This is a genomic window from Sporosarcina sp. FSL K6-6792 (assembly GCF_038004885.1).
In the GTDB taxonomy this organism is placed as follows: domain Bacteria; phylum Bacillota; class Bacilli; order Bacillales_A; family Planococcaceae; genus Sporosarcina; species Sporosarcina psychrophila.
The window spans coordinates 708,260-734,479 of the sequence record NZ_JBBOSA010000001.1 but is presented as its reverse complement, the minus strand read 5'-3'; the positions used below and the strand labels follow the sequence as shown (position 1 = coordinate 734,479).

The 26,220-nt window shown below is 39.5% G+C and carries 24 protein-coding genes and 1 pseudogene; 14 read left to right on the top strand and 11 right to left on the bottom strand.

What is annotated here, in order from left to right:
* Positions 1–15 precede the first annotated feature (15 nt).
* Both MKZ26_RS03700 and MKZ26_RS03695 read left to right on the top strand, forming a co-directional pair.
* Positions 16–822, top strand: a complete 807-nt coding sequence (locus MKZ26_RS03700) for an SDR family NAD(P)-dependent oxidoreductase (RefSeq protein ID WP_067208996.1) — start codon at positions 16–18, stop codon at positions 820–822.
* Positions 823–883: 61 nt separating this feature from the next.
* Entirely contained in the window at positions 884–1,639 is a 756-nt protein-coding gene (locus tag MKZ26_RS03695) for an SDR family NAD(P)-dependent oxidoreductase (RefSeq protein ID WP_082786558.1), read from the top strand.
* A gap of 52 nt (positions 1,640–1,691) precedes the next feature.
* Here MKZ26_RS03695 and MKZ26_RS03690 read toward each other — a convergent pair whose 3' ends face one another.
* A complete protein-coding gene (locus MKZ26_RS03690) occupies positions 1,692–2,114 on the bottom strand; it encodes a MarR family winged helix-turn-helix transcriptional regulator (RefSeq protein ID WP_067209002.1) in 423 nt (140 codons plus the stop codon).
* 143 nt (positions 2,115–2,257) lie between these two features.
* Here MKZ26_RS03690 and MKZ26_RS03685 point away from each other — a divergent pair, with 143 nt between their 5' ends.
* Positions 2,258–3,028: a DUF2161 domain-containing phosphodiesterase gene (locus tag MKZ26_RS03685; protein WP_340764491.1), complete on the top strand. Its 771-nt coding sequence runs from the start codon at positions 2,258–2,260 to the stop codon at positions 3,026–3,028.
* An 84-nt stretch (positions 3,029–3,112) separates the two neighbouring features.
* The gene (locus MKZ26_RS03680; RefSeq protein ID WP_067209007.1) at positions 3,113–3,940 is read left to right on the top strand and encodes a GNAT family N-acetyltransferase; all 828 of its coding nucleotides are present in this window, start codon (positions 3,113–3,115) and stop codon (positions 3,938–3,940) included.
* Between the two features lie 58 nt (positions 3,941–3,998).
* On the opposite strand, the gene MKZ26_RS03675 is transcribed toward MKZ26_RS03680, so the two are convergent.
* Positions 3,999–4,742 (bottom strand): arylamine N-acetyltransferase family protein, encoded by a 744-nt coding sequence (locus tag MKZ26_RS03675; protein ID WP_340764489.1) that lies wholly within the window; start codon positions 4,740–4,742, stop codon positions 3,999–4,001.
* 707 nt (positions 4,743–5,449) lie between these two features.
* Between MKZ26_RS03675 and MKZ26_RS03670 the strand changes: the two genes are divergently transcribed.
* Positions 5,450–7,153, top strand: coding sequence for a methyl-accepting chemotaxis protein (locus MKZ26_RS03670; RefSeq protein WP_340764487.1), 1,704 nt, complete (start codon positions 5,450–5,452; stop codon positions 7,151–7,153).
* A 134-nt stretch (positions 7,154–7,287) separates the two neighbouring features.
* Here the strand turns inward: MKZ26_RS03670 and MKZ26_RS03665 are convergent, their stop codons facing one another.
* Positions 7,288–8,235: an urea transporter gene (locus tag MKZ26_RS03665; protein ID WP_340764485.1), complete on the bottom strand. Its 948-nt coding sequence runs from the start codon at positions 8,233–8,235 to the stop codon at positions 7,288–7,290.
* Positions 8,236–8,451: 216 nt separating this feature from the next.
* On the opposite strand from MKZ26_RS03665, the gene MKZ26_RS03660 reads away from it, so the two are divergent.
* The 3 genes from MKZ26_RS03660 to MKZ26_RS03650 all read left to right on the top strand — a co-directional run bounded on the left by MKZ26_RS03660 (position 8,452) and on the right by MKZ26_RS03650 (position 11,063).
* Positions 8,452–9,312: a transporter substrate-binding domain-containing protein gene (locus MKZ26_RS03660; RefSeq protein ID WP_445683399.1), complete on the top strand. Its 861-nt coding sequence runs from the start codon at positions 8,452–8,454 to the stop codon at positions 9,310–9,312.
* Between the two features lie 20 nt (positions 9,313–9,332).
* Complete coding sequence (locus MKZ26_RS03655; RefSeq protein WP_067209019.1) at positions 9,333–10,007, top strand: amino acid ABC transporter permease; 675 nt, start codon at positions 9,333–9,335, stop codon at positions 10,005–10,007.
* An 87-nt stretch (positions 10,008–10,094) separates the two neighbouring features.
* Positions 10,095–11,063 (top strand): proline dehydrogenase family protein, encoded by a 969-nt coding sequence (locus MKZ26_RS03650; protein ID WP_340764483.1) that lies wholly within the window; start codon positions 10,095–10,097, stop codon positions 11,061–11,063.
* Between the two features lie 156 nt (positions 11,064–11,219).
* Here MKZ26_RS03650 and MKZ26_RS03645 read toward each other — a convergent pair whose 3' ends face one another.
* The 3 genes from MKZ26_RS03645 to MKZ26_RS03635 all read right to left on the bottom strand — a co-directional run bounded on the left by MKZ26_RS03645 (position 11,220) and on the right by MKZ26_RS03635 (position 15,183).
* Entirely contained in the window at positions 11,220–12,236 is a 1,017-nt protein-coding gene (locus MKZ26_RS03645; protein WP_340742067.1) for a DUF1646 family protein, read from the bottom strand.
* A gap of 921 nt (positions 12,237–13,157) precedes the next feature.
* Complete coding sequence (locus MKZ26_RS03640) at positions 13,158–13,487, bottom strand: hypothetical protein (protein ID WP_067209027.1); 330 nt, start codon at positions 13,485–13,487, stop codon at positions 13,158–13,160.
* Between the two features lie 205 nt (positions 13,488–13,692).
* Positions 13,693–15,183, bottom strand: a complete 1,491-nt coding sequence (locus tag MKZ26_RS03635) for a peptide MFS transporter (protein ID WP_340764481.1) — start codon at positions 15,181–15,183, stop codon at positions 13,693–13,695.
* A gap of 307 nt (positions 15,184–15,490) precedes the next feature.
* Between MKZ26_RS03635 and MKZ26_RS03630 the strand changes: the two are divergent.
* Positions 15,491–15,667, top strand: a pseudogene (locus tag MKZ26_RS03630) (DUF1259 domain-containing protein); the annotation flags it as partial.
* A 20-nt stretch (positions 15,668–15,687) separates the two neighbouring features.
* Positions 15,688–15,927: a hypothetical protein gene (locus MKZ26_RS03625; RefSeq protein WP_067209032.1), complete on the top strand. Its 240-nt coding sequence runs from the start codon at positions 15,688–15,690 to the stop codon at positions 15,925–15,927.
* A gap of 52 nt (positions 15,928–15,979) precedes the next feature.
* Here the strand turns inward: MKZ26_RS03625 and MKZ26_RS03620 are convergent, their stop codons facing one another.
* A complete protein-coding gene (locus tag MKZ26_RS03620) occupies positions 15,980–17,062 on the bottom strand; it encodes a CdaR family transcriptional regulator (protein ID WP_340764478.1) in 1,083 nt (360 codons plus the stop codon).
* 126 nt (positions 17,063–17,188) lie between these two features.
* Between MKZ26_RS03620 and MKZ26_RS03615 the strand changes: the two genes are divergently transcribed.
* From MKZ26_RS03615 to MKZ26_RS03605, 3 genes are all read left to right on the top strand, one after another.
* Positions 17,189–18,319: a glycerate kinase gene (locus MKZ26_RS03615; protein ID WP_340764476.1), complete on the top strand. Its 1,131-nt coding sequence runs from the start codon at positions 17,189–17,191 to the stop codon at positions 18,317–18,319.
* Positions 18,320–18,340: 21 nt separating this feature from the next.
* Positions 18,341–19,687 carry a GntP family permease gene (locus MKZ26_RS03610; RefSeq protein WP_340764474.1) on the top strand — a complete coding sequence of 449 codons (1,347 nt, stop codon included), beginning with the start codon at positions 18,341–18,343 and terminating at the stop codon, positions 19,685–19,687.
* Positions 19,688–19,859: 172 nt separating this feature from the next.
* The gene (locus MKZ26_RS03605; protein WP_340764472.1) at positions 19,860–21,452 is read left to right on the top strand and encodes a long-chain-fatty-acid--CoA ligase; all 1,593 of its coding nucleotides are present in this window, start codon (positions 19,860–19,862) and stop codon (positions 21,450–21,452) included.
* A gap of 59 nt (positions 21,453–21,511) precedes the next feature.
* Here the strand turns inward: MKZ26_RS03605 and MKZ26_RS03600 are convergent, their stop codons facing one another.
* From MKZ26_RS03600 to MKZ26_RS03585, 4 genes are read right to left on the bottom strand one after another with little or no spacing between them, the layout of a single operon-like run.
* Positions 21,512–22,366 carry an ABC transporter permease gene (locus tag MKZ26_RS03600; protein WP_340764470.1) on the bottom strand — a complete coding sequence of 285 codons (855 nt, stop codon included), beginning with the start codon at positions 22,364–22,366 and terminating at the stop codon, positions 21,512–21,514.
* On the bottom strand, positions 22,350–23,288 hold the full coding sequence (locus MKZ26_RS03595; RefSeq protein WP_340764469.1) for an ABC transporter ATP-binding protein: 939 nt from the start codon (positions 23,286–23,288) through the stop codon (positions 22,350–22,352). The genes MKZ26_RS03600 and MKZ26_RS03595 overlap by 17 nt, the downstream gene beginning before the upstream one ends.
* Positions 23,272–23,691 (bottom strand): hypothetical protein, encoded by a 420-nt coding sequence (locus MKZ26_RS03590; protein WP_340764467.1) that lies wholly within the window; start codon positions 23,689–23,691, stop codon positions 23,272–23,274. Before MKZ26_RS03590 ends, MKZ26_RS03595 begins: the two co-directional genes overlap by 17 nt.
* Before the next feature lie 13 nt (positions 23,692–23,704).
* Entirely contained in the window at positions 23,705–24,148 is a 444-nt protein-coding gene (locus tag MKZ26_RS03585; RefSeq protein ID WP_340764465.1) for a LytTR family DNA-binding domain-containing protein, read from the bottom strand.
* A 184-nt stretch (positions 24,149–24,332) separates the two neighbouring features.
* Here MKZ26_RS03585 and MKZ26_RS03580 point away from each other — a divergent pair, with 184 nt between their 5' ends.
* A complete protein-coding gene (locus MKZ26_RS03580; RefSeq protein ID WP_340764463.1) occupies positions 24,333–26,213 on the top strand; it encodes an ABC-F family ATP-binding cassette domain-containing protein in 1,881 nt (626 codons plus the stop codon).
* The last annotated feature ends 7 nt before the right edge of the window (positions 26,214–26,220 follow it).

Sequence of the window (26,220 nt, the reverse complement as noted above, 5' to 3'; positions counted from 1 at the left end):
GAGAGGGGTAAATTTATGGGAAGAGTACAGGATAAAGTTGCATTAGTAACAGGTGGGGCATCAGGTATCGGGTTGTCTACTGCTACACTTCTTGCAAAAGAAGGTGCAAAAGTAGTCGTTGCAGACTTTAATCTGGAAGGTGCGAAACAAGTTGCCCAAAATATCTTAAACGACGGTGGAGAAGCCGTTGCTGTATTTTTGGATGCTGGGAGTGAACAATCAATTAAAGATGCGATTGATTTCACGGTTGAACAGTTTGGTACCATTACAATCCTCTATAACAATGTAGGGACGACAAATTTGCAAAAAGATTTGGATGTCGTGAATATTGATTTAGATGAGTGGGATCGTTTAATGAATGTGAATGCAAAAAGTGTTTTACTAGGAAGCCGATATGCAATTCCACATATGCAAAAAGCAGGCGGAGGTTCTATTATTAATACTGCATCCATGGCTGCCTTTGCGGGGGATTCTGTCCGTTCAGCTTATGGTGCATCGAAGGCTGCAGTTGTAAACTTGACGAAATATATCGCAACGCAATATGGAAAAGACAATATACGTTGTAATGGAGTTGCTCCTGGTTTGATTTTAACACCTGCTGCAAAACAAAATATGTCACAAGAAGTACTTGATATTTTTGAGAAATATAACGCATTACCATACCACGGGGAAGCTGACGATATTGGAAATACCGTCTTATTTTTAGCTTCTGATGAATCCAAGTTTATTACTGGCCAAACGATTCAAGTTGAAGGTGGTCACTATTTAAGTAACCCAAGTATTGCTGACTTTCATCAGTTAATGTCACAAGCGAAATCGTAAGAATTCAATATAATCCATATAGAAAAGTTAACAATAGACGATTTAAGAGAGGGTTTGATTAATTATGAAACTTCAAGACAAAGTTGCAATTATTACTGGCGGAGCCGGAGGTATTGGTAAAGGGATGGCGACTGCATTCGTAAAAGAAGGTGCTAAAGTTGTCATCGTCGATTTAAACGGGGAATTAGGGGAACAGGCAATTAAGGAATTGCAAGTTTATCAACCGGAATCGATTTTCATCCAAGCGAATTTAGCCGAGCATGATAAATTGCCGGAAATAGTGAAGCAAACCGTGGAGAAATTCGGTAAGTTGGATATTTTAGTAAACAATGCACACGCATCGACAAATAAGCCATTTGAAGAGATTACGCAAGCAGATCTAGACTTATCGTTCAACACAGGATTTTATCCAACGTTCTATCTAATGCAGGCTGCATTGCCTTATTTAAAGGAGACGAAAGGTAAAATCATTAACTTCGCTTCTGGAGCAGGTATAAACGGAGACGCTAACCAAGCTACATACGCTGCAGCAAAAGAAGCAATCCGGGCGATTACGCGTGTTACTGCAAATGAATTTGGTCCATTCGGAATCAATGTGAACTTAATTGCACCACTTGCGGATTCTCCTGGGATTCAGCAATGGGCGAAAGCACAACCTGAAGCTTTCGAAACAATGGTGTCTAAGATTCCGTTAAAACGACTTGGTGACCTAGAAAATGATATCGGTCGGGCTGCTGTATTCTTGGCAGGTGCCGATTCTGATTATATTACAGGACAAACACTAATGGTCGATGGTGGAATTACCAAACTTAGGTAAACTAACTAATTGAACAGAAAAAAGAGCATCTCATTGAGAAGATGCTCTTTTTTCATATTAACGACTTATTTAACTTTGTGTAAATGGAAAGTAACGATTGCTGCTCTGTTTCTGTTAAATGTGAAAAGACCTTCATGCGAAGATGTTGACCGTCTTTTTGTGCTTGATTCAGTAAATCTTCGCCTTTTTGCGTAATTTTCCAATAGATGATACGGCGGTCAGTATCGTCCTGTCGACGCGTGATTAGTTCTTTGTTCGATAGTTTAGTGGAAAGATGCGTGAGAGATGCAGGTGTAAAGTTTAATAGGCGGGCAAGCTCGGAAGGTCGGCTTTCCCCATTCATCTGTAATTCGTGCAAGGCAACAATATGCGATACACCAAGATCGTAATCTACTTGTTGCCGCCACTTTACATGCATTTTATGTGTTACTTGTTCAATCGTATGTAGTAGTTCAAAGATTGTCTGAGTAGACATGATTTTCCCCATCCTTTTCTCATGATACGTCTCCAAATAACTTTTTATTTTTTCGCGCATTACTAGTGTACCATCATTAAGGGGGATTTTGGGGTGGTAGTTTCGTTCAATTATGTATACCATCATAATGAGGTGAGATTGACATGCAAAGCAAAGAAACCAAACGATATGAAGTTGATTTATATAAACCAGTAAAAGAATATTTCACACAACAAGGTTATGATGTCCATGGTGAAGTAAATGAGTGTGACGTTGCGGCTGTAAGAGATCAAGAGCTGGTACTCATTGAATTGAAATTATCGCTATCAATTGATCTTTTAATCCAAGCGACAAAAAGACAGCGGCTGACTAATGAAGTCTATGTCGCAATTCCTAGACCTAAACTCAACTTTCGTTCGAAAAAGTGGAAAGATAGTTGTCATTTGGTGAGAAGACTAGAGTTAGGCCTCATCCTTGTCTCATTCTTGGAAGATGATGCACAGGTAGAAATAGTGTTTCATCCCGCGTCTTTTGATCGGAAGAAAAGTATGCAACGTAGTAAGAAAAAAAGAAATGCGATGTTGACTGAAATGGAAGGTAGACTTGGAGACTATAATATTGGCGGAAGTTGCCAGACTAAGATAATGACAGCCTATAAAGAAAACTGCATTCATATAGCTTGTTGCCTTTTGGAATCGGGACCTTTATCTCCAAAATCGTTACGGAAGATGGGGACCGGGGAAAAAACGTTAACAATTTTAAATAAAAACTATTATGGTTGGTTTGATAAAATTCAACGAGGAATATATATGATTAGTGACATTGGAAAAAATGAGTTGCACGAATTCCCGGATCTCTTTAGCTATTATCATGAGGTGGTAAGAGAAACGGCTAGCGCTTACTTGGATATCGATGATGTCGGGGGAAATATGTGAAGGGTAGAACTTGCAATACGTGTTACTATTGAATTAGGCATTTACATATCAAAAGCAAGAAGCTTTTGAATTGGAGGATTATATATGTTAAAAGAAAGTCAATTAATTGCGATTAAACAGCTTCAAAAAGAATGTGAAAAAACGGATGGTATTCAACTGAAGTTAAATTGGGAGATGCTCAGGGAACGAGAAGGACGTCAAATGGATTTTTTTCATGAAGAGGATGGAGAACTTGTCGCTTATTTAGCTTTATTTGGTTTTGGCTCTACCGTTGAAGTATGTGGAATGGTTAATCCGAGGAATAGAAGGAAAGGGCATTTTACCGAACTATGGCAACAAGCACTAGCACCAATCGAACAATATGGTTTTCAAACAATTTTATTGAACACCCCGTCTTTGTCCAATACCGCTAAGGGGTGGTTAGCAAGTCAGCCCTATTCCTATGCGTTTTCTGAATATCAGATGCGTTGGTCAGAACAGCCGATTGAAGCGAGCGACGAGGTTCTGATTCGTGTGGCGAAAAAAAGTGATGCGAACCTTGAAGTGAAGCTCGATGTCCTTGCATTCGGAATGGATGAAGAAGATGCGCGTTCTCATCTGGAGCGCATAAAAGAAAGACAGGACGAGCAGTTTTTGATGATTGAGGCAGATAATAGAACGATTGGTAAGGTCCGGATCAATCGCATGGATGGTGAAGCATGGATTTACGGATTCGCCATTTTACCCGAGTTCCAGGGGAGAGGGTACGGTAGGAAGGTACTCCGCAATATCGTGAAAAGTGAGCACGATGCTGGCAATCAAATCTGGCTTGAAGTAGAAGCGAAAAATAATCGTGCACTCGGCCTATATGAATCAGTCGGTTTCGTAAAAATGCAAGGTCAGGATTATTATAAAAAGAATAGGGGCAACTAGAAAAAAGCTAACCGGAATCAATGCTACGAGCCATTCCGGTTAGCTTTTTTGTCATTTTTTATAGACGAATGTCAAAAATATCTTCTAAGAAGTGTACTTTCTCTTCTATTGAAAGTATTGTTTTAGTTTTAATATTATTTTCGGTTATAGTTACTGTCTGATCTGATAATGTAATTCGACCGGTAGTAGTGGCGCGGGTGACGATATCTGAGTGTGTAAAAGATGATTCTTTTGCAACTTGATTAAATACACAACCCTCATGAAAATCGACGAGTGCTTTTGAGGTTAAATCGAATCGATATAACGTTTTTATCTCAGAGTCACTGATTCGTTCCAGATAAAATGAATGATCTAGCTGTTGAATAACCCTATATGTATCGCTTATATCAGTTTGTTCCTCCCCGTTTAGTGGAATCGGTAAAGAAGTGGAGTCACCAAAACCTACGTCTATAAGATAGGGTTGATCAAGTTGGACAATAATAGCTGCATGAGTATCTGCTTTTGCCCACTCCCCGCTTGGCCTTAGAACTGTAGCTGCAACTAAATGTGCATCGTACCCCAATTCGGTTAGTAGCCAACTGAAAAGCCCGTTCAACTCGTAGCAATAACCGCCACGTTTACGACGGACGATTTTATCATAAATATGTTGTAAGTTAAGATAAATTGGTACCCTGCGAATTACATCCAAATTTTCAAAAGGGATATGTTGGACATGCAATCGTTGTAACTCGGTTAAATCAAAGAGGGATATCTCTTTGTTCTGTGTGCCGCAAAACCTAGCTAAGTAGTTGAGGACTTCCATTTCAGCACCCCATTTCATTATTTCGAGAAAAATATACTAGTTAACTGCTCATTAAAAGTACGTATTATTTATTATACTCCATTGAAGTAGATTAATTAAATGAATCTATTTAAGGCGTAGCGGACTCAATGGAATTCTTTATTTCACCATATCTTTATATGTTGAACAAATGAATACGGCGTATGCGCTTAATAAAGGCTTTTAGGAGGTCACTGAAAAAGTCCCACTACTTAGAGCAAATTAGAATTCCTGCCAATACCGCTTCGACGCTTCGTGGTAGCCGTGCCTTCGCTGGATGGTCTATGTGAGAAAGAGCATTTCATTATCAGTGGTGAAATCTGCAACCTGGATTAGGTCTTTCTTGACTATAATTATACAGTTAATGCCAAGAGGTTATTCCAGATAGGTTAAAGAATATCTCATATGGCTTATGGCGGGAGGCATCCCCAAAGCGCCAAGCGTTCTACAATCCACACCCCGAATTACACCTCTCTTATTATTGAGTGCCACGACAGATTCAATGGGATTCTTTAATTCAACATATCTAATTATATTATTTATCCGTAGGCAATACAGAAGATAACATCAAAAATAACAGAAATTTGTCTAATTAGGCATGAAACGGACGAATAATCTATGTCTTACGGACTTTGTTTTTGTTGATTAATAGAGTATTATAGACTAGTAGAATAGTAGGGGGAAAAACAATGAAAAATACACTAACGGTACAATTGGGAACGATTATTGTCGGTATCATGGTTGCAATGTTAGCGATTACGTCCATCGCAACATATAAAACAGCTTACGATAAATTATATGATGCCGCAGGTGTTGAAGCGTATGGATGCGCGAGTATTACAACAGGTTTGATCCGGCCGGAAGACGTGGAAAAAATGCTTAAAGGTGACCGTGAAACGATGGATGAGGTTGGTCAACAGCTTAACTGGACACTCAATCATAAAGCTATTTTCGAGACTCAATACATCATTGATTTAGATGGGAAAATTCTAGCACTTGATGACCATTTAAGTGCAAAAGGATTCGAACCAGGTGATTCGGTTCCGGTTGATGAAAAAGCGCTTGCAATGCTCTTGGATACGAAGCATTCAACTTACACAGAGCTCTATGAATTTGCAGGTCTAAAACGTCTATCTGGTTATGCACCGATATTTGAAAATCACGATCCAAATGGAGAAATCATCGCAATCAGCGTTATCGATTTTGATGGTTCAATCGTTGCTGGAAGAACATGGGATGTTGTTCGGAATGGTATTTTAATCAGCCTTATTCCAATGATCATCGCATCGATCATTACAATTATGCTAATCAGACGTAAAACAAAGTCGATTTCAGCTTTAATCGCACATGCGAAAGAAATTGCGAATGGAAATCTCGGCATTGAAGATACAGTTGTAACAAGTAAAGATGAAGTTGGCGATTTAGGACGAACATTAAACATGATGACAGCGAACTTGCGCAATACGATTGGGACAGTCAAAACAACAGCTGTTCAATTAACGCAAAACTCACTTGACACAGCTGCTTCATTAAATGAAATGCAGATGGCGATTCAACAGGTCGCACACAATATGAGTGAAACCGCAGCTTCTATCTCCGACGGGACAATCAATGCAGAACATGCATCCAAAATCTTGTCTTCTCTGGCGAATGATCTTCAGGATTCAAAAGAAAAAGCTGAACTAAGTGCGGGGAACTCTGAGCGGACAATGAAAATTGCAGAAGAAGGTCAGCATAGCGTAAATGACATTAGTAATGATATGGAGAAAATCAGAGTCTCCTCAAATGAAGCAGGTGGTACGATTCAAAATCTAATTGAATCTACAACTAAAATTCAAAATATCACCAGTTCAATTGCAGGCATTGCTGCCCAAACGAATTTGCTTGCGCTTAATGCATCGATAGAAGCTGCACGTGCTGGTGAACATGGCAAAGGATTTGCGGTCGTTGCGGAGGAAGTAAGAAAACTTGCAGAACAGTCCAATAAAGAAGTACTTGAAGTAGAAAAGCTAGTGCAAGATATTACTGAAAGTATCGGTCGAGTTGTTACTTCTACATCAGAGAGCACAAAACTTATTGAATCGGGAACAGAAACGGTTCGTTTGACTGCAACTTCCTTAAGTAACATTTCAATTGCCGTCTCTGAAACTGTTAAGGAAATTAACTTAATTTCAGAATTAACGACAGCTGAAGCAGAAAGTTCAAATCGTGTAGTAGTACTCATCAATGACTTGACGCAATCGATTCATTCAATTGAAGATATGTCTAACAATATCTCGGCTGCAACAGAGCAGACATCAGCTTCAATTGAAGAAGTTGCAACACGTTCTACTGAAATGAGTCATATGGCACAAGATCTGGAGAAACTTGTCGGGCAGTTCAGATTGGAATAATTAAGAAAAGCGCCTGAAGCTAGACACTATTCTAAGTCAAAAAACTAATACTTTCTTATTCTTATTAAAACAAGACCCGCAAAAAGCTAATTGCTTTTGCGGGTCTTTACACATTTTAATTATGTATTTTCTTGCTACTTTTCTGTGATTTGTGGCTCAAATATGGGTATCGTTCTCCTCATCGCTAAAAATAGCCATGTACTAATGATAAAGGGAGATGTTAATACGGGAAGCCCTTTTGGATAAAGAATTAAATCCATACCTGCTGCAATTGGGACTGTCATTGCAGCTGCAAATATACCCATTAGGGGGAAATTATTTTTTTCATCGAACATTAGACCCACGGCAATCATTGCTAACACGGCATTATAATTATAGAGACCTAAATCTAGCAATTCAACATCGACCCCTAGCGAGTATGCAGTTAGCCAAGACACAAATGTCCCAATAATCGCATAGACACCAAATCTCCATCCAGCCACGAAGAGAGCAATTAGAATAAGCGAACCTGCCCATAGAGAGTCAATAATGAATACTTCACCTACACCTTTTATTAAACCGAGAAAGAAATTGGGTTTACCTTCAACTGGAAGATTCCAGTTAGCAGGAGATGATGTGACAAATGACGGGTTTACATGCATTGCGCTAAACCGATATGCCGCAAAAAGGCTAACCCATGTTACAAAAAGAAATGGAAAAGTGAGCAAGGGAATATTCCACTTGGCTAAAAACCTCGATAAGATAGCCATAAGCAAAGCAGCTGCTATTGCAGCAAATAGTGCAATAACCCAGTTCCAATCATTTTGTAAAAATAACATTACCGCGATACCGGAAAGGATGGCGTTAAATCCATAGATTCCATGGCTAACTGCAATTTGGTCTCCTCCACAATATCTTCCCGTCACCGTACCAATCATGGAAGACAGTAGTGCCATTAATCCAAGAAGGGGAGAGTGCAGCATTATCCCTAGAAGAATTAGCCCTCCTGAGATTGCATTGTCGATTAACATTACTTGAGAAAACCCTTTGAGTGAAATACGTATCAGGTCTTTAATGCTATCCAACTTGAAAGATCCCCACATTTGGGAACATCTCCTTTCACTCTGAATATAAAACTAATTGTTTATGAATATACCATAATCCCATCACTATTTTTCATTTTTCTCTAATAAACCCCCTATTCTAAACTATCTGTATTCCTATTTTAGAATCATAAGGGTTACATCTTAACTAAGAATGTATTATAATTTTCAGTGGACAATTAGTTGTAAAATACTATTTTCAAAAGGAGAATCTCGATGACAAAAGAAAAACATCTTAGTAAAATCTTCCTGTCTTTATTACTATTTTCAATGATGGTTGTTTTAGCTGCTTGTGGTGCTAGTGGCGACACAAATAAGGAGAGTGGTTCTAAAACTTCCGCTTGGGAGAACATTCAAGAAAAAGGTGAAATTGTTGTCGCAACGTCAGGAACTCTTTATCCAGCATCATACCATGACGGCGAAAGCAAGGAACTAACGGGGTACGAGGTTGAAATAATGAACGAGCTAGGAAAGCGTCTGAAGCTGGAGATCAAATACGTTGAAATGGGTCTAGATGGAATGCTTACTTCTTTGAATAGTGGGCAAGCTGATCTAGCAGTGAATGATATTGAAATCACACCCGAACGGGAAGAGAAATTTACTTTTTCGGAGCCTTATAAGTATTCATTCGGTACTGCTATCGTACGGAAATCGGATCATTCAGGTATTGAGTCTCTTGAAGATTTGAAAGGAAAAAAAGCGGCTGGGGCTGCAACTTCCGTTTATATGCAAGTTGGACGCGATCACGGTGCTGAAGAGGTGATTTATGATAACGTCACAAATGATGTGTATTTGCGTGATGTTTCTATAGGTCGTACGGATGTCATCTTGAATGATTACTACTTACAAAAATTGGCGCTTGCTGCATTTCCGGAGTTTGAAATCATGATCCATCCGGATATCAAATATCATCCGAATGTCCAAGCAATCATCATGAAAAAAGACAATGATGAACTACTAAAGCAAGTGAACTCCGTACTTGTCGACATGCACGCGGATGGAACAATTTCCGAATTGTCGAAGCAATTCTTTGGTGGGGAAGATGTATCAGTTGAACAAGACTATGATTTTGAATAATCGAAAAGGCGGCTTGTAATGTGAGTGGAATTGAATGGCAACACATTTTCGATTTGCAGCTTGCCATCGAGTCATTTCCGTATATTTTGCAGGGGGTTGGTTACACCATACTCATTTCCTTTGGGGGGATGGTGTGCGGGCTGATATTGGGTTTCTTCCTGGCGCTAGGCAGAACGTCTAAATTAGTACTATTTAGGTGGCCAGCACGTATCTTCATATCCTATATGCGGGGTACACCGATGCTTGTATTCTTATTTTTACTCTATTTTGGTTTGCCTAATATCGGAATTCAATTTTCAGCTGTCACAGCCGCTTTAATAGGCTTCAGCCTTCACTCTTCAGCTTATATGGCTGAGATTATCCGATCGTCGCTTAACTCAATTGATAAGGGACAATGGGAAGCTGCCACTGCATTAGGGATGTCCTATTGGCAGTCATTGCTTTTTGTAATTTTACCACAAGCAACACGAATCGCAATTCCGCCATTGTCTAATGTTCTACTAGATTTGATCAAAGCATCTTCATTGGCTGCGATGATTACTGTGCCCGATCTGTTTCAACGCGCAAAAATCGTTGGGGGCAGGGAATTCGACTATATGACGGTTTATATTTTGGTAGGTCTAATCTATTGGGGCATTTGCTTACTTGTCGAAGTGTGGCAAAATTATCTAGAAAAAAGTTCTTTGAACAACTAATGAATCTGTAACCAGTTATCATTTCAGCAAAAGCACGGTCGTGTGATATAATTAAAAAATAAAAAACAATATTGAGGAGCATATAACATGTTAAAAGACTTCTTTATCGGATTGTCCCAAAACCAGCTGTTGAATAGCGCGGCAAAAAAATACGGCTTAAAAATGGGAGCACAAAATGTTGTAGCAGGAACTAATGTAGCTGAAACTATCCAAAGTATTAAAGAACTGAATGCACACGGGATTTCTTGTACGGTAGATAACCTTGGGGAATTCGTCTTTGAAAAAGAGGAAGCATTAGCTGCGAAAAAACAAATTTTGGAAGTCATCGAAGCTATTCACGAACACGGGGTCGATGCTCATATTTCTCTAAAACCATCTCAATTAGGTTTAGATATAGATATTGATTTCTGTTTGGAAAATCTAAAAGAAATTGCTGCTAAAGCAAAAAGTTATGAAATTTTTATTAACTTTGATATGGAAGATCATGCTCGTTTGCAACCATCATTTGATCTCCTTGATGAGTTGTCTAAGGACTATGACAATATCGGAACGGTAATTCAAGCTTATTTCTTCCGCGCGGTAGAAGATATTCAAAATTATAAAAGTTTCCGTTTGCGTATTGTAAAAGGTGCTTATAAAGAGACTGAAGAATATGCTTATCAAGATAAAAAAGAAATCGATGAAAACTATATTCAGTTGATCGAATGGCATTTGTTAAATGGTAAATTCACATCAATCGCAACACATGATCATCATGTCATTAATCATGTAAAACAATTTGTTAAAGAAAATGACATCCCGAATGATAAATTCGAGTTCCAAATGCTATACGGTTTTAGAAAGGACATGCAATTGCAATTGGCTAGCGAAGGGTATAATTTCTGTACATACGTTCCTTTTGGGAATGACTGGTACGGCTATTTCATGCGTCGCCTTGCTGAAAGACCACAAAACTTGAATCTTGTTGTTAAACAAGTGTTCAATAAGAAAACAAATACAATTCTTGGCTTGGCTGTCGGAGCTTTCGCTCTTGGAAGAGTTACCAAGAAGAAATAAGTATAAAAAACAAAAGCGCAAGTGCAAGTGCCTGTTAGGAGTCTGGACGTGAAATCTCTATGTGGTAACTTATCCATAGTACGAGTTTTTATAATTTCCTAAGAAACGGAAAAGGATGTAAAGTGGGAAACCCTCACTTTACATCCTTTTTTCAATTCATCCGACAGTCACGATCACTATGAAATAAATAACCATTGCAATCAAGCCAATCGGAACACCAAAACGAGCCCACTCACTGCTTTTAATATTAAGTTTTCCGGCAGCTATGATATTTGGGATGTTTCCGGGTATTAACATACCTCCGCTGATTAACAGTCCAAGTAAAAGGGCTTTAATTGTCGAATCATTCATAACAGGGCTGATTTCTGCTGCAGCTAATGTAGCATTATCAAGCACTGCTGAAATCATGTTAATCCAATATAATACAAGAGGGTTTAAATCTAATAGGTATCTTTCGATAAATGGTTCGAAACCTGCACCAAGCAATGTCAGGGCCATTACGAACAGATATACTTTAATCCCACGAATAATAATATCCATATACGATTCGGTTCCTTGATTAACTTTTAAACTGTTCAACTTGTTTGAAGGCTTGATTATGATTGCGGCCAGTATTCCAAAAGCAATGACGCCTGGAATGATATCAGGACCGATTAATCGTAGTAAATAGAAAAAGTCTGCATCCAATTTGCTTGTTGCGATTGTTGATAGAGGTTCCCCGATTGGTGTAAGAACAGCACCAAGCCCAATTGAATAACAAGCAATGATGACAAGGCGGATTTCTGATTTACGGTCAAGGCGCAAAACGCCTACTATTGCGACCAAGACAATTGCTGCAATAATTGCTGTAATGACACTAGAAAGGATTCCTAAAACGATAACGATAAGTGCTAAGAATAAGCGAAATGGAATTGCTTTGCTCATGCCTCGTATACTTTTTTCGAAAGGTTTTTGTAACCAGCGGAATACTAATCCTGCGATAATAACGGCTAGGGTTATATGTATCGGATCCTCCAGGGCTTTAACGATCAATGTTGAGTCAAGTACTTGACTGACAAGGACCGCGGAAATCCCCATAATGAATAAAAACACCTCTAAGTTCCGTTCAACTATTTTTACTGTGAACGGCAAAAATAAAACTAGTATTAAAATAATAGACAAGCCAACAATCATAATTATCCTCCTTTTCATTCTAATCTAAAAATAGGGTCAAATTCATCTTATCATTGAAATAGAAATAGAAAAACAATTTATTATAAAAATGAATTCAACAGGATAATTAATTTCTTCTATTCTGAAATTAAAAAAGTATGATTGAGTTGAGATTCCAAATTTTCTATTTGAATGAAGCAAAAAAACAGAAGAAATCGTACTTTTTCAGAAGTTAAATAAACAAAAAACCACCTAGATTCACTAAGTGGTTTAATTTCTCGCTAAATCTAAATAAAAATTTTGTGTATAGTGCAAAAGATATGTTGAAATTAAGAACCCATTGAATTATCTAGGGGGAGGTGATGCCTACTTTCCTTTGTTAAGCGACTTCGCTCTCTATTTGTTCAATATAAATAAGTACTTTTTTATTCCTTCGAATGTTTCGCCCTTAACAGTTCAAATAGTAGGGGCGAAGTTATCGCTATTTTGTCGCTTGAATTTTTATCAGTCGTAATAGATGCTTGAAACGTAACAGGTTCTTAAAAGTTAAGGTCTTCATCAAGAAACTCGAAATATAATAATTCTCCTTTTGTCACATTAGAGTTATCAGCATTCAAAAAGTCTTGTATATTGATTGTTCTGCGTTGAAAAGACTGCGATTTGTTATTTACTAAGCTATTTAGTTGTTTTGTCCGCCTCAAGGGAATTCATTACGCTTGTGGCCGTGGTTTTGTAATTCATATGGAGAATAGAGGGACATGGTAGAATCGGTGGTTATTGCGAACTGACGATGATTTAATCTTAATCAGTACAATTTGTTATCATAATCATAATATTGGTAAGTAGATGACGAATAATTTAGTGAAGCTTGTAAACGAATTAAAAACTGATATTTTCAAGTGAGTTTGTATCTTGCGATTTTACTCCACTCAATTTGCGTATTTAATTTTCTTTTGTATCGTCTTCCTTTTCTAAGCGTTTAACAATTATCTCCAAAAACTTATTGAGTTTCTCAATATCAGTACTCTGCGAGTTATTCTGTACTTGATCATTTTTTAATTCGTCAATTTGATTCTGTAATTTATCAAGTTCTTGTTGCTGTTGAATGTCAGAAATCCTACTTTCTTCGATTGAAATAGCGGCCCCTAGGGTTTGTAGGGCATCCCCTAAGGTAGAAATTGCTGAACCCCATAATGAAATTTTAGCACCAGTATCCGTTGAACTATCGTTATTTTGTAATCCCGTATTGAATACTGAGTCGCTTCTTCTCAAAGTTATCACTCCTTGACCATATTAACTAACGTATTATTTCATTCTATTAGATACTATATGTTCATCCAATAGAACGGGGAACTTACAGTAAACTATCCTATGTTGAGTTTACTCGACGTTGTTAAATGCAAGATTTAAAACTTATGTTGAAACAAAACAAGCAGCCCTGTGAGTTTACAGGGCTGCTTGTTTTATTTCAATTGTATTAGCGTACGCCTTTCATAAATCGTTGGATAACCGGCGACATTGCGAATAAGAGGAAACTTAATAGAATCGCTGTTCCACCGATAATTCCAAAATACATCATTTCAGTTTCAGGTTTATATAATTTGACGATCTGTGCGTTAAGCGCTTGTGCAGCAGCATTCGATAGGAACCACAGACTCATCGTCTGCGCAGAGAACGCTACCGGCGCCAGTTTAGTCGTTGCTGACAATCCTACCGGAGATAAGCACAGTTCCCCTAAGACGACGACAAAGATGCTTAGGATGAGCCATAGTGGATTCACAAGAGCATCTGTCCCACCTAAATAGCCGGGCACTAAAATAATGATGAATGATAAACCTGCAAACAGAAGACCTAACGAGAACTTCTGCGGAATATTCGGTTGCCGATCACCAAGTTTCATCCATAGCCATGCAAAGACAGGGGCCATTGTAATGATGAACAATGGGTTAAATGATTGGAAAAAGGCTGGTGAAATTTGATAGCCAAAAATATTAAGGTTTGTTCGTGTATCTGCATAAACTGCAAGAATTGTTGAACCTTGCTCGGCAATTGCCCAAAATACGACAGCTGCTAAGAAGAGCGGGATGAACGCAATTATTCGGGACCGTTCCACATCAGTCGTTTTTGGACTCTTATACATAACAATAAAATAAACCGTTGGGATAAGGAAGCCGAGAATACCGACAATTACAATGAATGATTCAAAAGTCAACCAACCTCGAGGAATGGATATTGCAACAAGAACCCCAATCACTACAGCCGCAATTGCGAAAATTGAGAATACTTTTCTTTTCTCAGACGGTTGTAATGGATTCGCTACTTGTGTACCCGCTAAGCCGAGACTTTTCTTTTTTGTCAAAACGAACATTAATAATCCGAAAAACATTCCAATAGCAGCAACACCGAATCCTAGATGGAAACTTGTTTTCATTAAACTACCAACGATAAGTGGTGATATGAATGCACCTAAGTTAATACCCATATAGAAGATGCTGAATCCTGAATCACGACGGTTGTCGTTTTCAGGGTAAATGTCACCAACTACACTGGAGACGTTTGGTTTTAGTAACCCTGTCCCAATTACGATAAGAATCATCGAAACGAAGAACAGTGAAATGTTACCGGGAATTGCAAGCGCGATATGACCAAGCATAATGAATATTCCACCATAAAATATTGCTTTGGAGGTACCGAATACCCGGTCAGCTAACCAGCCGCCAATAATACCTGACATGTAGACCAGCGAACCATAAATTGACACGATGGACAAGGCGATAGTTTTATCTAAGCCAAGTCCGCCATTTGATACTTCGTAGTACATATAGTACACGAGTATTGCTCTCATACCATAATACGAGAACCGTTCCCAGAATTCCGTGAAGAATAATGTGAACAAACCTTTCGGGTGCCCGAAGAAGCCTTTTTGCGGAACACTCTCCACGATCTGTTTTTTAGTTAGCTGTGACATGATGATGCCTCCTTCATATTTCACTATAATACAATTAAACGTTTTCAATTGTCAAAAATAATTATTGGAAACGCTGTTATTTCAATTAACGTTTATATTACAACGTTTCACTATAGTGATACTTTTCTAAATATAATAAATAGATATTTTATGATAATAAATTAATTATATAGTAAAAGTCTGGGAGATTAATACACATGTATCCATGTCACTTTTCATAGAGTGTAGGAGATGTAGATGCTAAATTCGATGAAAATCCTTAAAAGGTGCAGCTCAAAGTGTTCAATGCACGTCAGTTGTCATAGTATTCATGCACTCTATTTCCCGGCAAAGGCTGATTGTTAGTTCATTACATAACCATTGGCTCTATATGCAACCAACAATTCTGTACATTCACATCCAATCCGTTGAACCTCCACTGGATTTCACAAGTAAATTTACGTATTCATTTACTTTATTGAGCAGTTATCCGATTGTAGACTAATTATTCGAGGAGGAGAAACGTTGGAAATCTATGATGTCGTTTTAATTCCGCTTATCATCGGAATCGTGGAATTATTGAAGATGTATGGGATGCCAAGGCGGCTACTGCCGTTCATATCACTACTCTTCGGTGTTGTAGGGGGCATTATTTATATTTATCCAGAAGACATTAAGGCAGGTATACTTGTGGGTTTGATGATGGGCTTATCTGCAAGTGGGTTGTATGCGGGAGGGAGAACGGTAATCGAGAAAACTGAATAGAGAAAATGTGAAAATCCCCTTAGGCATGGATAGCTAAAGGGGGGATCGATACCTATTTTTCATCTAGTAAAAGAGCGATTTTCAATAAAACTGCATCATGAAAGAGGGTTGGGTTATAGCCGCTAATTTCTTCTATTTTTCGAAGCCGGTACGTTAATGTGTGGCGGTGAATTTCTAAGGTTGCAGCAGCTATAGTGTTGTTCTGATTACAAGAAAAATAGATGGAGAGTGAACGTTTCATTTGTTCATTCAATCCCTTTAACACTCTACTTGAAAATCTGAACGTCTCACTCGATGAGGCGTTTTTTTTCAGTAGGGCCAATAACTCGACATCCTCAAAGTATATGAGATGTTGTGTTGGTTGTGCAAATTGCAATGCATTTTTGGCGGTAGTATAGGAGTAACGAATTTCATCTAAAGAATTGACGGGATAGCCAACGCCAATTCTGACAAGGGAGTCTTTCTGCAAAGTAAGTAGTAAAATAGAAAGTTTCCTCTTCAAAGTAGTTTCAGTCATTCCGCTAATTAAAATGAATACCTCATTCAATTGTGAATGTCCAATGAGAACAGAGTTTTTTTCAAATTGATCCTCCAATTTTTCAATGATTCTTTGAGAGGAAGGTAGGAAGCTCTTAAATTCGATCAAAAGTGTTGTGTATGGATTTATTGTGCTAAATCCCAAAAGAGAAAGTCTCTCCTTAACAATCAACGAAAGCGGCTCACCGCTAATTAACTCTTCAAAAATCAGTTCTTTCATCTTCCGTTTCCATTCCGCCCGCGAGGTAATGAGTGACTGGTGAACCATCATTTCAGTTGTTAATTGTACAAGTGTTGCGATTTCTCGGAGATCTGCAGGATTACCGGTTATTCCAATGACACCAACTAATTGTTGCTGAAAATGAATCGGCATATTGACGCCTGGTTTTGTGCCATGCCAATTTACCATGTTTTCTTCTGTAATCCATAATATTTCCTTCGTTTTTGCGACGTATGCTGCACCTTCATGTATTTTGTTGATGCGCTGTTCTTCACCAGAAGCCAAAATCATTCCATTCGTATCCATGACATTCAAATTACGGTTTAACCGGACCATCGTTTGTTCAACAATTTCATCTGCAAGTTGCTTTGTCAGCATTATTCTATCCCCCATGTATAACTTTTCCGGAAATATTACGGGTAATTCTATACAATTAGCATAACGTATTATCTGAATAGCTCAACTATACTATTAGTAAGCGCTTTAGTTAAGGGGGAAGTATTTTTGAAAGTAGTTGTGGCACCAGATTCATTTAAAGGTAGTTTAACGGCCGTTGAAGCAGCTGAAGCGATGGCGGCAGGCATTTATGATGCTGACCCCTCTATCGAGACAGTTATGCTTCCTGCGGCTGATGGCGGGGAAGGAACGATGAGCAGTTTGGTTGGCGCTACTGGGGGAGAAATCGTATCCGTCGTCGTACAAGATCCGCTTGGCCGAGAAGTCGGGGCGGCTTATGGCGTTCTTGGAGATAGGAAAACGTCTGTCATTGAAATCGCGGAAGCATCTGGATTGATGCTGTTGCACGAAGAGGAAAGAAATCCACTTGTTACATCGACTTATGGCACGGGCGAATTGATTGTTCATGCACTTGACGCGGGCTTACGCAATTTTATTATTGGGCTTGGGGGAAGTGCGACAAACGACGGTGGTGTAGGAATGTTACAGGCACTTGGAATGCGTTTTCTGGGGGGAAACGGAGTGGAATTGTCAAGGGGGGGAGGTTCACTTGGTAATCTTCATGCAATCGATATGCATGATTTTGATAAACGAATTTCAGAAAGCACTTTTCTAATTGCGTGTGATGTCAGTAACCCATTTGTCGGACCAACTGGTGCTTCCGCTGTTTTCGGTCCACAAAAAGGGGCTTGTCCTGCAATGGTAAATAGACTTGACGAAAACTTGACGAGGTTAGCCGATGTAATTGAACAACTAACCGGCATTTCTCTACACGGGAAAAAAGGAGCAGGTGCGGCAGGGGGAGCCGGAGGTGCTTTTCAAGCTTTTTTTCCTGGGGAAATGGAACAGGGTATCGATGTTGTGTTGAATGCGATTTCATTCGACAAACAAATTACTGACGCAGATTTAATTATTACAGGTGAAGGCAAAACTGATAGTCAGACATTATCGGGTAAAACACCATTTGGAGTTGCGAAAATGGCCTATAAAGAGGGAAAGCCAATCATTCTTATTTCAGGTGTGATAGATCAAGAGAGCCGGGATCTATTGGCGCCCATATTCAACGAATTACATGCGATTACAGACGGAACGGTTTCTTCACAAGAGTCGATTGCGTATGCAAGTCATTATTTAAGAGTGAAAACAAAGCTGGTAATGGAGAATTATTTAATTAACTAACTATACAAAAGGGGTGTAGAGATGTTATTTGCAGTTATTGCACTTAGTGTTGTGCTCGTTGTTGTGTTGACAGCTGTTTTTAAAGTTCATCCGTTTTTATCTTTACTGCTCGGCGCATTTTTCGTCGGTATTGCTTCAGGCATGCCATTGCTCACGGTAGTGGAAAATGTCAATGAAGGATTCGGCGGATTAATGAAATCGATTGGGATTGTCATTGTCGCGGGGACTATTATTGGAGTCATTCTAGAAAAATCGGGTGCGGCATATAGAATGGCGGAAGTCGTTTTACGAGTAATCGGTGAAAAGCGCCCTCAGTTGGCAATGTCAATCATCGGTTATATCGTATCAATCCCTGTTTTTTGTGATTCTGGCTTCATTATATTAGCAAGTTTGAAAAAGGCATTGGCGAAACGTTCAAAAGTGGCGATTGCATCGATGTCAATTGCACTAGCAACCGGATTGTATGCAACACACACGTTAGTTCCTCCAACCCCGGGACCAATTGCTGCTGCTGGTAATATCGGTGCGGAAAATTATCTAGGGACTATTATTTTAATTGGACTATTCGTTGCGATTCCAGCGGTTATCGTTGGTTATTTCTGGGCAGTAAAAGTAGCCTCAAAAATCGAAGTACCGGAAGATACCGAGGAAGGCGGGCTGAATTACGAAGAGATTGTTGAATCGTTCGGGAAAATGCCTTCCACGTTTAAAGCATTCTTGCCAATTGTTCTGCCGATAGTATTGATTGGAGTAGGATCGGTTGCAGCGCTTAATGGCGAAGACACTGGTTTTATCAACTTCCTACGATTTTTAGGAGCACCATCCGTCGCGCTTCTATTCGGTGTGCTGGCATCGTTTTTGTTACTTCCTAAATTCAATGAGGAAACGCTTTCAGGTTGGATTGGCGATGCATTGAAAGAAGCTGCTCCTATTCTTCTTATCACTGGGGCAGGAGGAGCATTCGGGAAAGTTATTTCAAATTCAGGTATCGCAGACCTTATCGCAAACATGAATATGGAGGCGTTAGCGGGTGGTGCACTGTTCCTCCTTATTCCATTTATTATCGCAGCCGCATTGAAAACAGCCCAAGGATCTTCGACTGCTTCACTTGTCATCACCTCAACATTAATAGCACCACTATTGCCTTCAATGGGCATTGAAGGAGCGATTCCACTTGCGCTTGTAGTCATGGCGATTGGTGCCGGAGCAATGACTGTTAGCCATGTGAATGACAGCTTCTTCTGGGTTGTTACACAATTTAGTGGCATGACAGTGACGGATGCGTATAAGGCACAAACGATGGCTACGCTGTTACAAGGCGTAACAACAATTATAGTTACGATGCTACTTTGGACCGTTCTAGTGTAGAGCATGAGATAAGGAAGTCTGATCTGTTAGTGAGCTTTCTAGCTAACAGATCAGACTTTTTCCATTCTATTAATAAATCATATCCATATTAATTACTCACTAAGTTGCACAACTACTGATGACAGAAAATTCAAAGTGTTATATACTATATCAAAATGGTGAGGTGATCTATATGAATATGCCACTAGTATTGCCGCAATTTCTCGATCGAGCAGTTGCTTTGTATGGAGAAAAGGATGCGGTACATTGTGAAGAACGTGTTTTTACATACCGACAACTGAATAATAGAGTAAACCAACTTTCTAGAGGGCTACGCGAGTTAGGGATTGGAAAAGAGGACAGGGTCGCTTATTTAGCAGGGAATTCTCTTGAAATGTTGGAAGGGTTTTATGGCGTTTATCAAATTGGTGCAGTAATGGTTCCGCTCAATATTCGTTTAAAGCCGGAAGATTACGTATTCATCTTAAATCATAGTGAAGCCAAAGTTCTTTTTGTTGACCAAGATCTCTATGGGTTAATTAAACCAGTGATCGATCAATTTGAAACGGTAAAGCATATTATTGTTCACTACAAAGATCAAGAAACACTAGAAACAGGCTATGACGACTGGCTAGCTACTTATTCATCTGATGCATTTGACCGTGCTGAACTGGATGAAAATGATGTCTGTAGCTTACTGTATACGAGTGGAACAACGGGAGATCCAAAAGGGGTCATGTTGACGCATCGTAATAATTATCTACATGCGCTTAGTACGATGCATCATTTGAGGGTCACTGACTCGGACGTCTATTTGCACGTTCTTCCAATGTTCCATGTCAATGGCTGGGGCTCTCCTTTTTACTACACGGCAAATGGGGCTACACATATATGTTCAAGAAAATCGACGCCTGAATCCATTTTTAAAGCACTTCAAGAACATAAAGTATCCATCTTGCATATGGCACCAACCGTATTAAATGCGTTGCTGCTGTATCATGATCAGCATCATCCGGTCATCAATCAAGACATTCGCGTGGTGATTGCAGGATCTGCACCACCTCCTGCCTTCATCGTCAGGGTAGAAGAAGAGCTGGGTTGGGAGTTCATTCAAGTATATGGTATGACGGAATCCTCTCCGCTTAGCCTCATTTCAACGATCCACTCGCATTTGACCGGGTTGTCAAAAAATGAACAGACTGAATTGAAAGCGAAGGCTGGATTCTCGATGATTGGTAGCGATGTTAGGATTGTCGATGAAAATGGAGTGGAAGTTGCCCATGACGGGAAACAAGTCGGGGAAGTTGCAGTGCGGAGTCATGGTGTTATGAAAGGCTATTGGAAAAACGATCATGCAACGGAACAAGCGTTGCAAAATGGCCGGCTTTTAACAGGGGACATGGGGACTATTGATGAAAATGGTTATATCAACATCGTAGACCGAAAGAAAGATGTCATCATTAGTGGCGGAGAGAATATATCATCGATTGAAGTAGAAGGTGTCCTATACGAACACCCTGCGGTACTGGAAGCTGCTGTCATTGCGGTTCCACATGAGAAGTGGGGAGAGACACCTCACGCATATATTGTATTACGCGAGCATAGAAGCGCAACCGAACAGGAAATTATTGCTTTCTGCAAAGAAAAGTTAGCCCATTTCAAAGTAGTTACAGGCATCACTTTCGTCAATGAACTTCCAAAAACAGCATCTGGCAAAATTCAAAAAGTCCAAATTCGCGATGCTTACTGGGAAGCGCAAGGAATAACGGGACGGTTGGTGAATTAATGAATGACATAAAAGCTTGCACGTGCATTGAGGAACACCCTCTATATGCACGTGTAAGCTTATTTATTTTTCCTTCGCATAACAAGTAATGATAGTCCGAAAAAAAGCAATGTTGTACCACAGAGATACATAATACTAAATAACTGGGTAGTTTTTTTACCATAGATGTCGTATAACATGCCCATATCAATTTCGAATGCTTGCTTCATGGCAACTGGCGCGGTAGAGAAGGCCTCTAGAAGGGGTGCCTCCATTATTAATTGCCGAAACAGTGCGGCTGAATGGGAAACCGGGAACAGCTTGACAACTGATTGGATGTAATCAGGCAGTCCACCAATCGGAATATAGATGCCAGCTAAAAAACCAAGAAGTGTTCCGATAACCGTGCTTGCTGCGGCAAATGCATTTGACGTTTTGAAAAAGGAAACCAACAGAAGCACCATTGATCCGCTAGCTAATACGGATAAGATAATTACACCGCTTGTCGCCATCATTTTACCGAACGACAGCACCACTTCTCCGGAAACGAAGAGAAATAGATTTGAAACAAGAAGCGTAATCATACACATGATAAAACCTATAACCAATGCGCTGATGATATAGCCACCCACCAACTTTGTTCTTGGAATAGGGGAAGAGTAAAAATCCATGTATGTTTTATTTGCGCGATCTTCTACCAGGATGCCAAATGAGCCGAGTGTCGTTGTCATAGAGGTTACCGCTAGGATCCCAGCAATGAACCAGGTAGTGAGCACTGCCTTTTTTGCAGGGAAGTCCGGAAGCCCTTTGGCGGTCATATCCCCTAAGAATAAAACGTACAATGCGATTAAAATAATGACGGCTAGAAGTGAGAAAAAGACAGTGGCTTTATCCCGAAAATACAATAAGATATTCCGTTTAGCAAATGCGATCATCCGGATTCCCAACCTTTCCATTGATGGCGATAAAAACATCATCCAAACTGGATTTCTTCACTTCAAAAGATGAGATGAAAGAAGTGAATTTCACCAAAATTGGTATCGCTTCCGTCGTATGATTAAGGCGGATAGTAAACAGCGACTTTTCGTTATCGAAATCCAATCCATCTAACATGAGCAAGCTTCGCAGCTCATCTGCTCGCTCCGTAGAAATTGTCAGTAAATCTGTTGAATAGTTATTTTTCAACTGTTCAGGAGTTCCTTTTGCCACGATGCTACCTTTTTTCATAACGACAACATAATCCGAGTTTGCTGCTTCTTCAATGTAATGTGTCGTTAGAAAAACAGTCATACCTGTTTCTTTTTGAAGTTGCAGTATGGTAGCCCATATGTTTTTTCGACTTTCTGGATCAAGCCCTGTTGTCGGTTCGTCTAAAATTAAGATGTTCGGTTTATGAATAAGGGCGCGCGCAATATCCACTCGTCGTCGTTGTCCACCTGATAATTTCCCATAAGGTCGATTCGAAATAGACTGTATATCCACGATATCCATAACTCGAGTAATCGCAACGTTACGTTCTTGCCGCGGCATCCCATAAAAAGATCCCCGAATCGCTAAATTCTCTTTGACGGTCAATAAAGGATCAAGTAAGCTCTCTTGAAATACGACGCCGATTTCCTGGCGAATGGCTTGGTCGTGCTTGCCGACCGTATAACCATTTACATAGACATGACCACTGTCTAGCTGGAGGAGCGTCAAGAGAATTGAAATAGTCGTCGATTTCCCAGCACCATTCGTACCTAAAAAAGAAAACATGGCGCCTTTTTCTACGTAGAAACTGATGTCGTTTACAGCTTTTATTTTTCCGAATGATTTCGACAATCCAATTACCTCAATTATGTTAGTCAATAGGGACACCCCTTTTTTTACCTGCAATGGCGGCGTTAATTTGCGTAGCGCTCATTTGATTACCCATAAACGTAACGACAATGACTACAATATAAGTCAATACTCCAGTAGTGATAATGAACGGTGTCTCATACCAAGTGAATGGGAAAACTTTGAAAACTGCACCTGCAACAAGAAGTACAATGATGACATCTAGTAATTCAATGAACCTTAAAATGAGCGGATTTTGAATGGGTAACTGATGCGTAATAAAAATCAAACAGATGATGCAAATTGAAATAATCATCATATGAACAATCATTACTTCATCCATAGGTGGGAAAACTTTTAACCAACTAAAAAAAAGATAAAATAGACTACTAAATGTGAATGAAATACAACTTGCTGAAATGTAGTGCTTAATTAGGTCCATAATGATTTCCTCCTCACGTTAAAAATTTTTCTTTGAAAGATTTGACGTAATGTCTATTGACGATAACTTTTTCACCGTTCATCAAAGACGCTTCAAACTTCCCATTAAATAAGGCTCGCACACTGTCAATTAGAGCTGTATTGACAATTAAATTTTTACTAATGCGGATGAAATGTGTGCTTGCTAGCAACTTCTCAATCTCGTATAGCTTCAAGTCACTTTCGTAGATATCTTTTTCATTGTAAAGAAACGAGCGGTTATCAATCGATTCAATATAATACACGTTATCGACGAGAAGGGAATATGTCCGCCCATCTTTTGTTCCAGTTAAGGTTATATGTAGTTGGTTAATCTGTTTGATTAATCGTTCAAGTTCATTGTCAATTTGTGGACAGTTGATAGTGATTTCAACCTCGTTATAGGTATTGGATTCATTAACTGTCAAACGAATGATCATCACATCCTTTCGCGGAAATCTTATGGATAGAATCGTACCATTTTGTGGAATTTGGAACAATACTTCTCGGGTAACATGCATTTTTCAACTAATAAGATGCATGCGATAGTACAATACTCTTTTAAAAAGCAAGGTAAATCGGCTATGATAGGATGAGGTACATATTAGAAATGGAAGTGTTGTTATGAGTCAATTGATAATCGAAAACCTCACGAAGACTGTTGGGGAGAAAACATTGTTTAAAAATATAGCGTTTACGGTCATAAGCGGAGAAAAAGTAGGCCTACTCGGAATCAATGGAACAGGCAAATCGACGTTATTGTCAATCATTGCAGGAGTCGAACAAGCTGATTCGATTTCGGCCGAACATCCGAATAGATACCGCATTGTTTATTTACCACAAGAGCCAGAAATTGACCCGGACCTTACAGTGATGGAAACGGTGTTCAAGAGTGACGCACCGATTATCAAGGTCAACTTAGAATATGAGTACGCACTTCAAGCACTTTCGGCAGATCCAGAATCTACACTAAACCAGGAACAATATTCAAAGTTTCAAATCGAGATGGACGATCTATCTGGTTGGGATATAAACTCAAAAGCACGGACGATTTTGTCGAAACTTGGTATTGAAACGTTCGATAAGAAGATGGGCGAGCTTTCAGGCGGACAGAAAAAACGGGTAACACTTGCAAAAGTATTGATTGAGCCTGCCGATCTCTTGTTACTCGATGAACCGACAAACCATCTCGACGTCGATTCAATTATGTGGCTGTCAGATTACTTGAAAAATGAACAAGGAGCTGTCATCTTTGTTACCCATGACCGCTACTTTTTGGACGAGTTATCCACCAATATTTATGAACTTGCAGATAAAACGTTATATGCACATACAGGTAACTACGGGAATTATCTTGAATCGAAAGCCATTCGTGCGGAGATGGCTGCATCGACGGACGATAAACTCCGAAATCGCTACCGTTCAGAACTGAAATGGATTAGACGAGGTGCGAAAGCGAGATCGACAAAACAAAAAGCACGAATTGACCGCTTCGATGACCTATCGGAGAAAGTCAAAAAAGAAGATACGGGTGGAGAAATGGAAGTCGCGCTTAAGTCGACACGTCTTGGTAAGAAAGTGATTGAAGCGGTCGGCATCTCGAAGTCGTTCGGCGGAAGAAAAATCATTGATAATTTCTCTAGTATCCTTCAATCAGGTGATCGTATCGCTGTTGTCGGACCTAACGGGGCAGGGAAAACGACGTTATTGAATATGTTTTCTGGAGAAAGTCAACCGGACAGTGGAATCATCGACAAAGGAACGACAGTGAAAATTGCTCATTTCCAACAACACACGCCAATTATGGATGAGAAAAAGCGAATTATCGAATACATTCGTGATACGTCAAATGATATTGAGGGTGCTGATGGAGTACGAATTTCAGCTTCGCAAATGCTAGAACGGTTTTTATTCCCCACACAAGCACACGGGACACCCATCGGTAAATTATCAGGTGGCGAACGAAAAAGACTCTATTTGTTGAAACTGTTAATGGAACAACCGAACGTCATGCTCTTGGATGAACCGACAAATGACCTCGATCTTGAGACTCTTTCAGTACTGGAAACGTTCATCGATACATTCCCAGGCGTTGTCATCACCATTTCACATGATCGATTCTTCCTAGATCGAACATCAACAAAGCTATGGGTAATGGATGGATCAGGGGATGTCGACACATGGTTTGGTATCTATTCTGACTTCCTTGAAACCTATGTACCTAAAGAAAAAGTGGCACATGAGCCAATCGTTGAGGTAGAGATACCGGTTCAGCAGGAAGCCAAAAAGAAAATGTCGTACGCTGAAAAGAAAGAGTACGAAACAATTGAATCAGCTATTGAAAATGTAGAGAAGTCAATCGAAGCTACGGAGGCAGAAATGGCATCCACTGGCTCCGATTACGATAAGCTAAGAGAACTGACGGCAACACTTGACGAATTGAACGGCAAATATGAAACACTCATTGAACGTTGGTCTTTTTTACAAGAATTGAATAAATCCTAACGAAAGG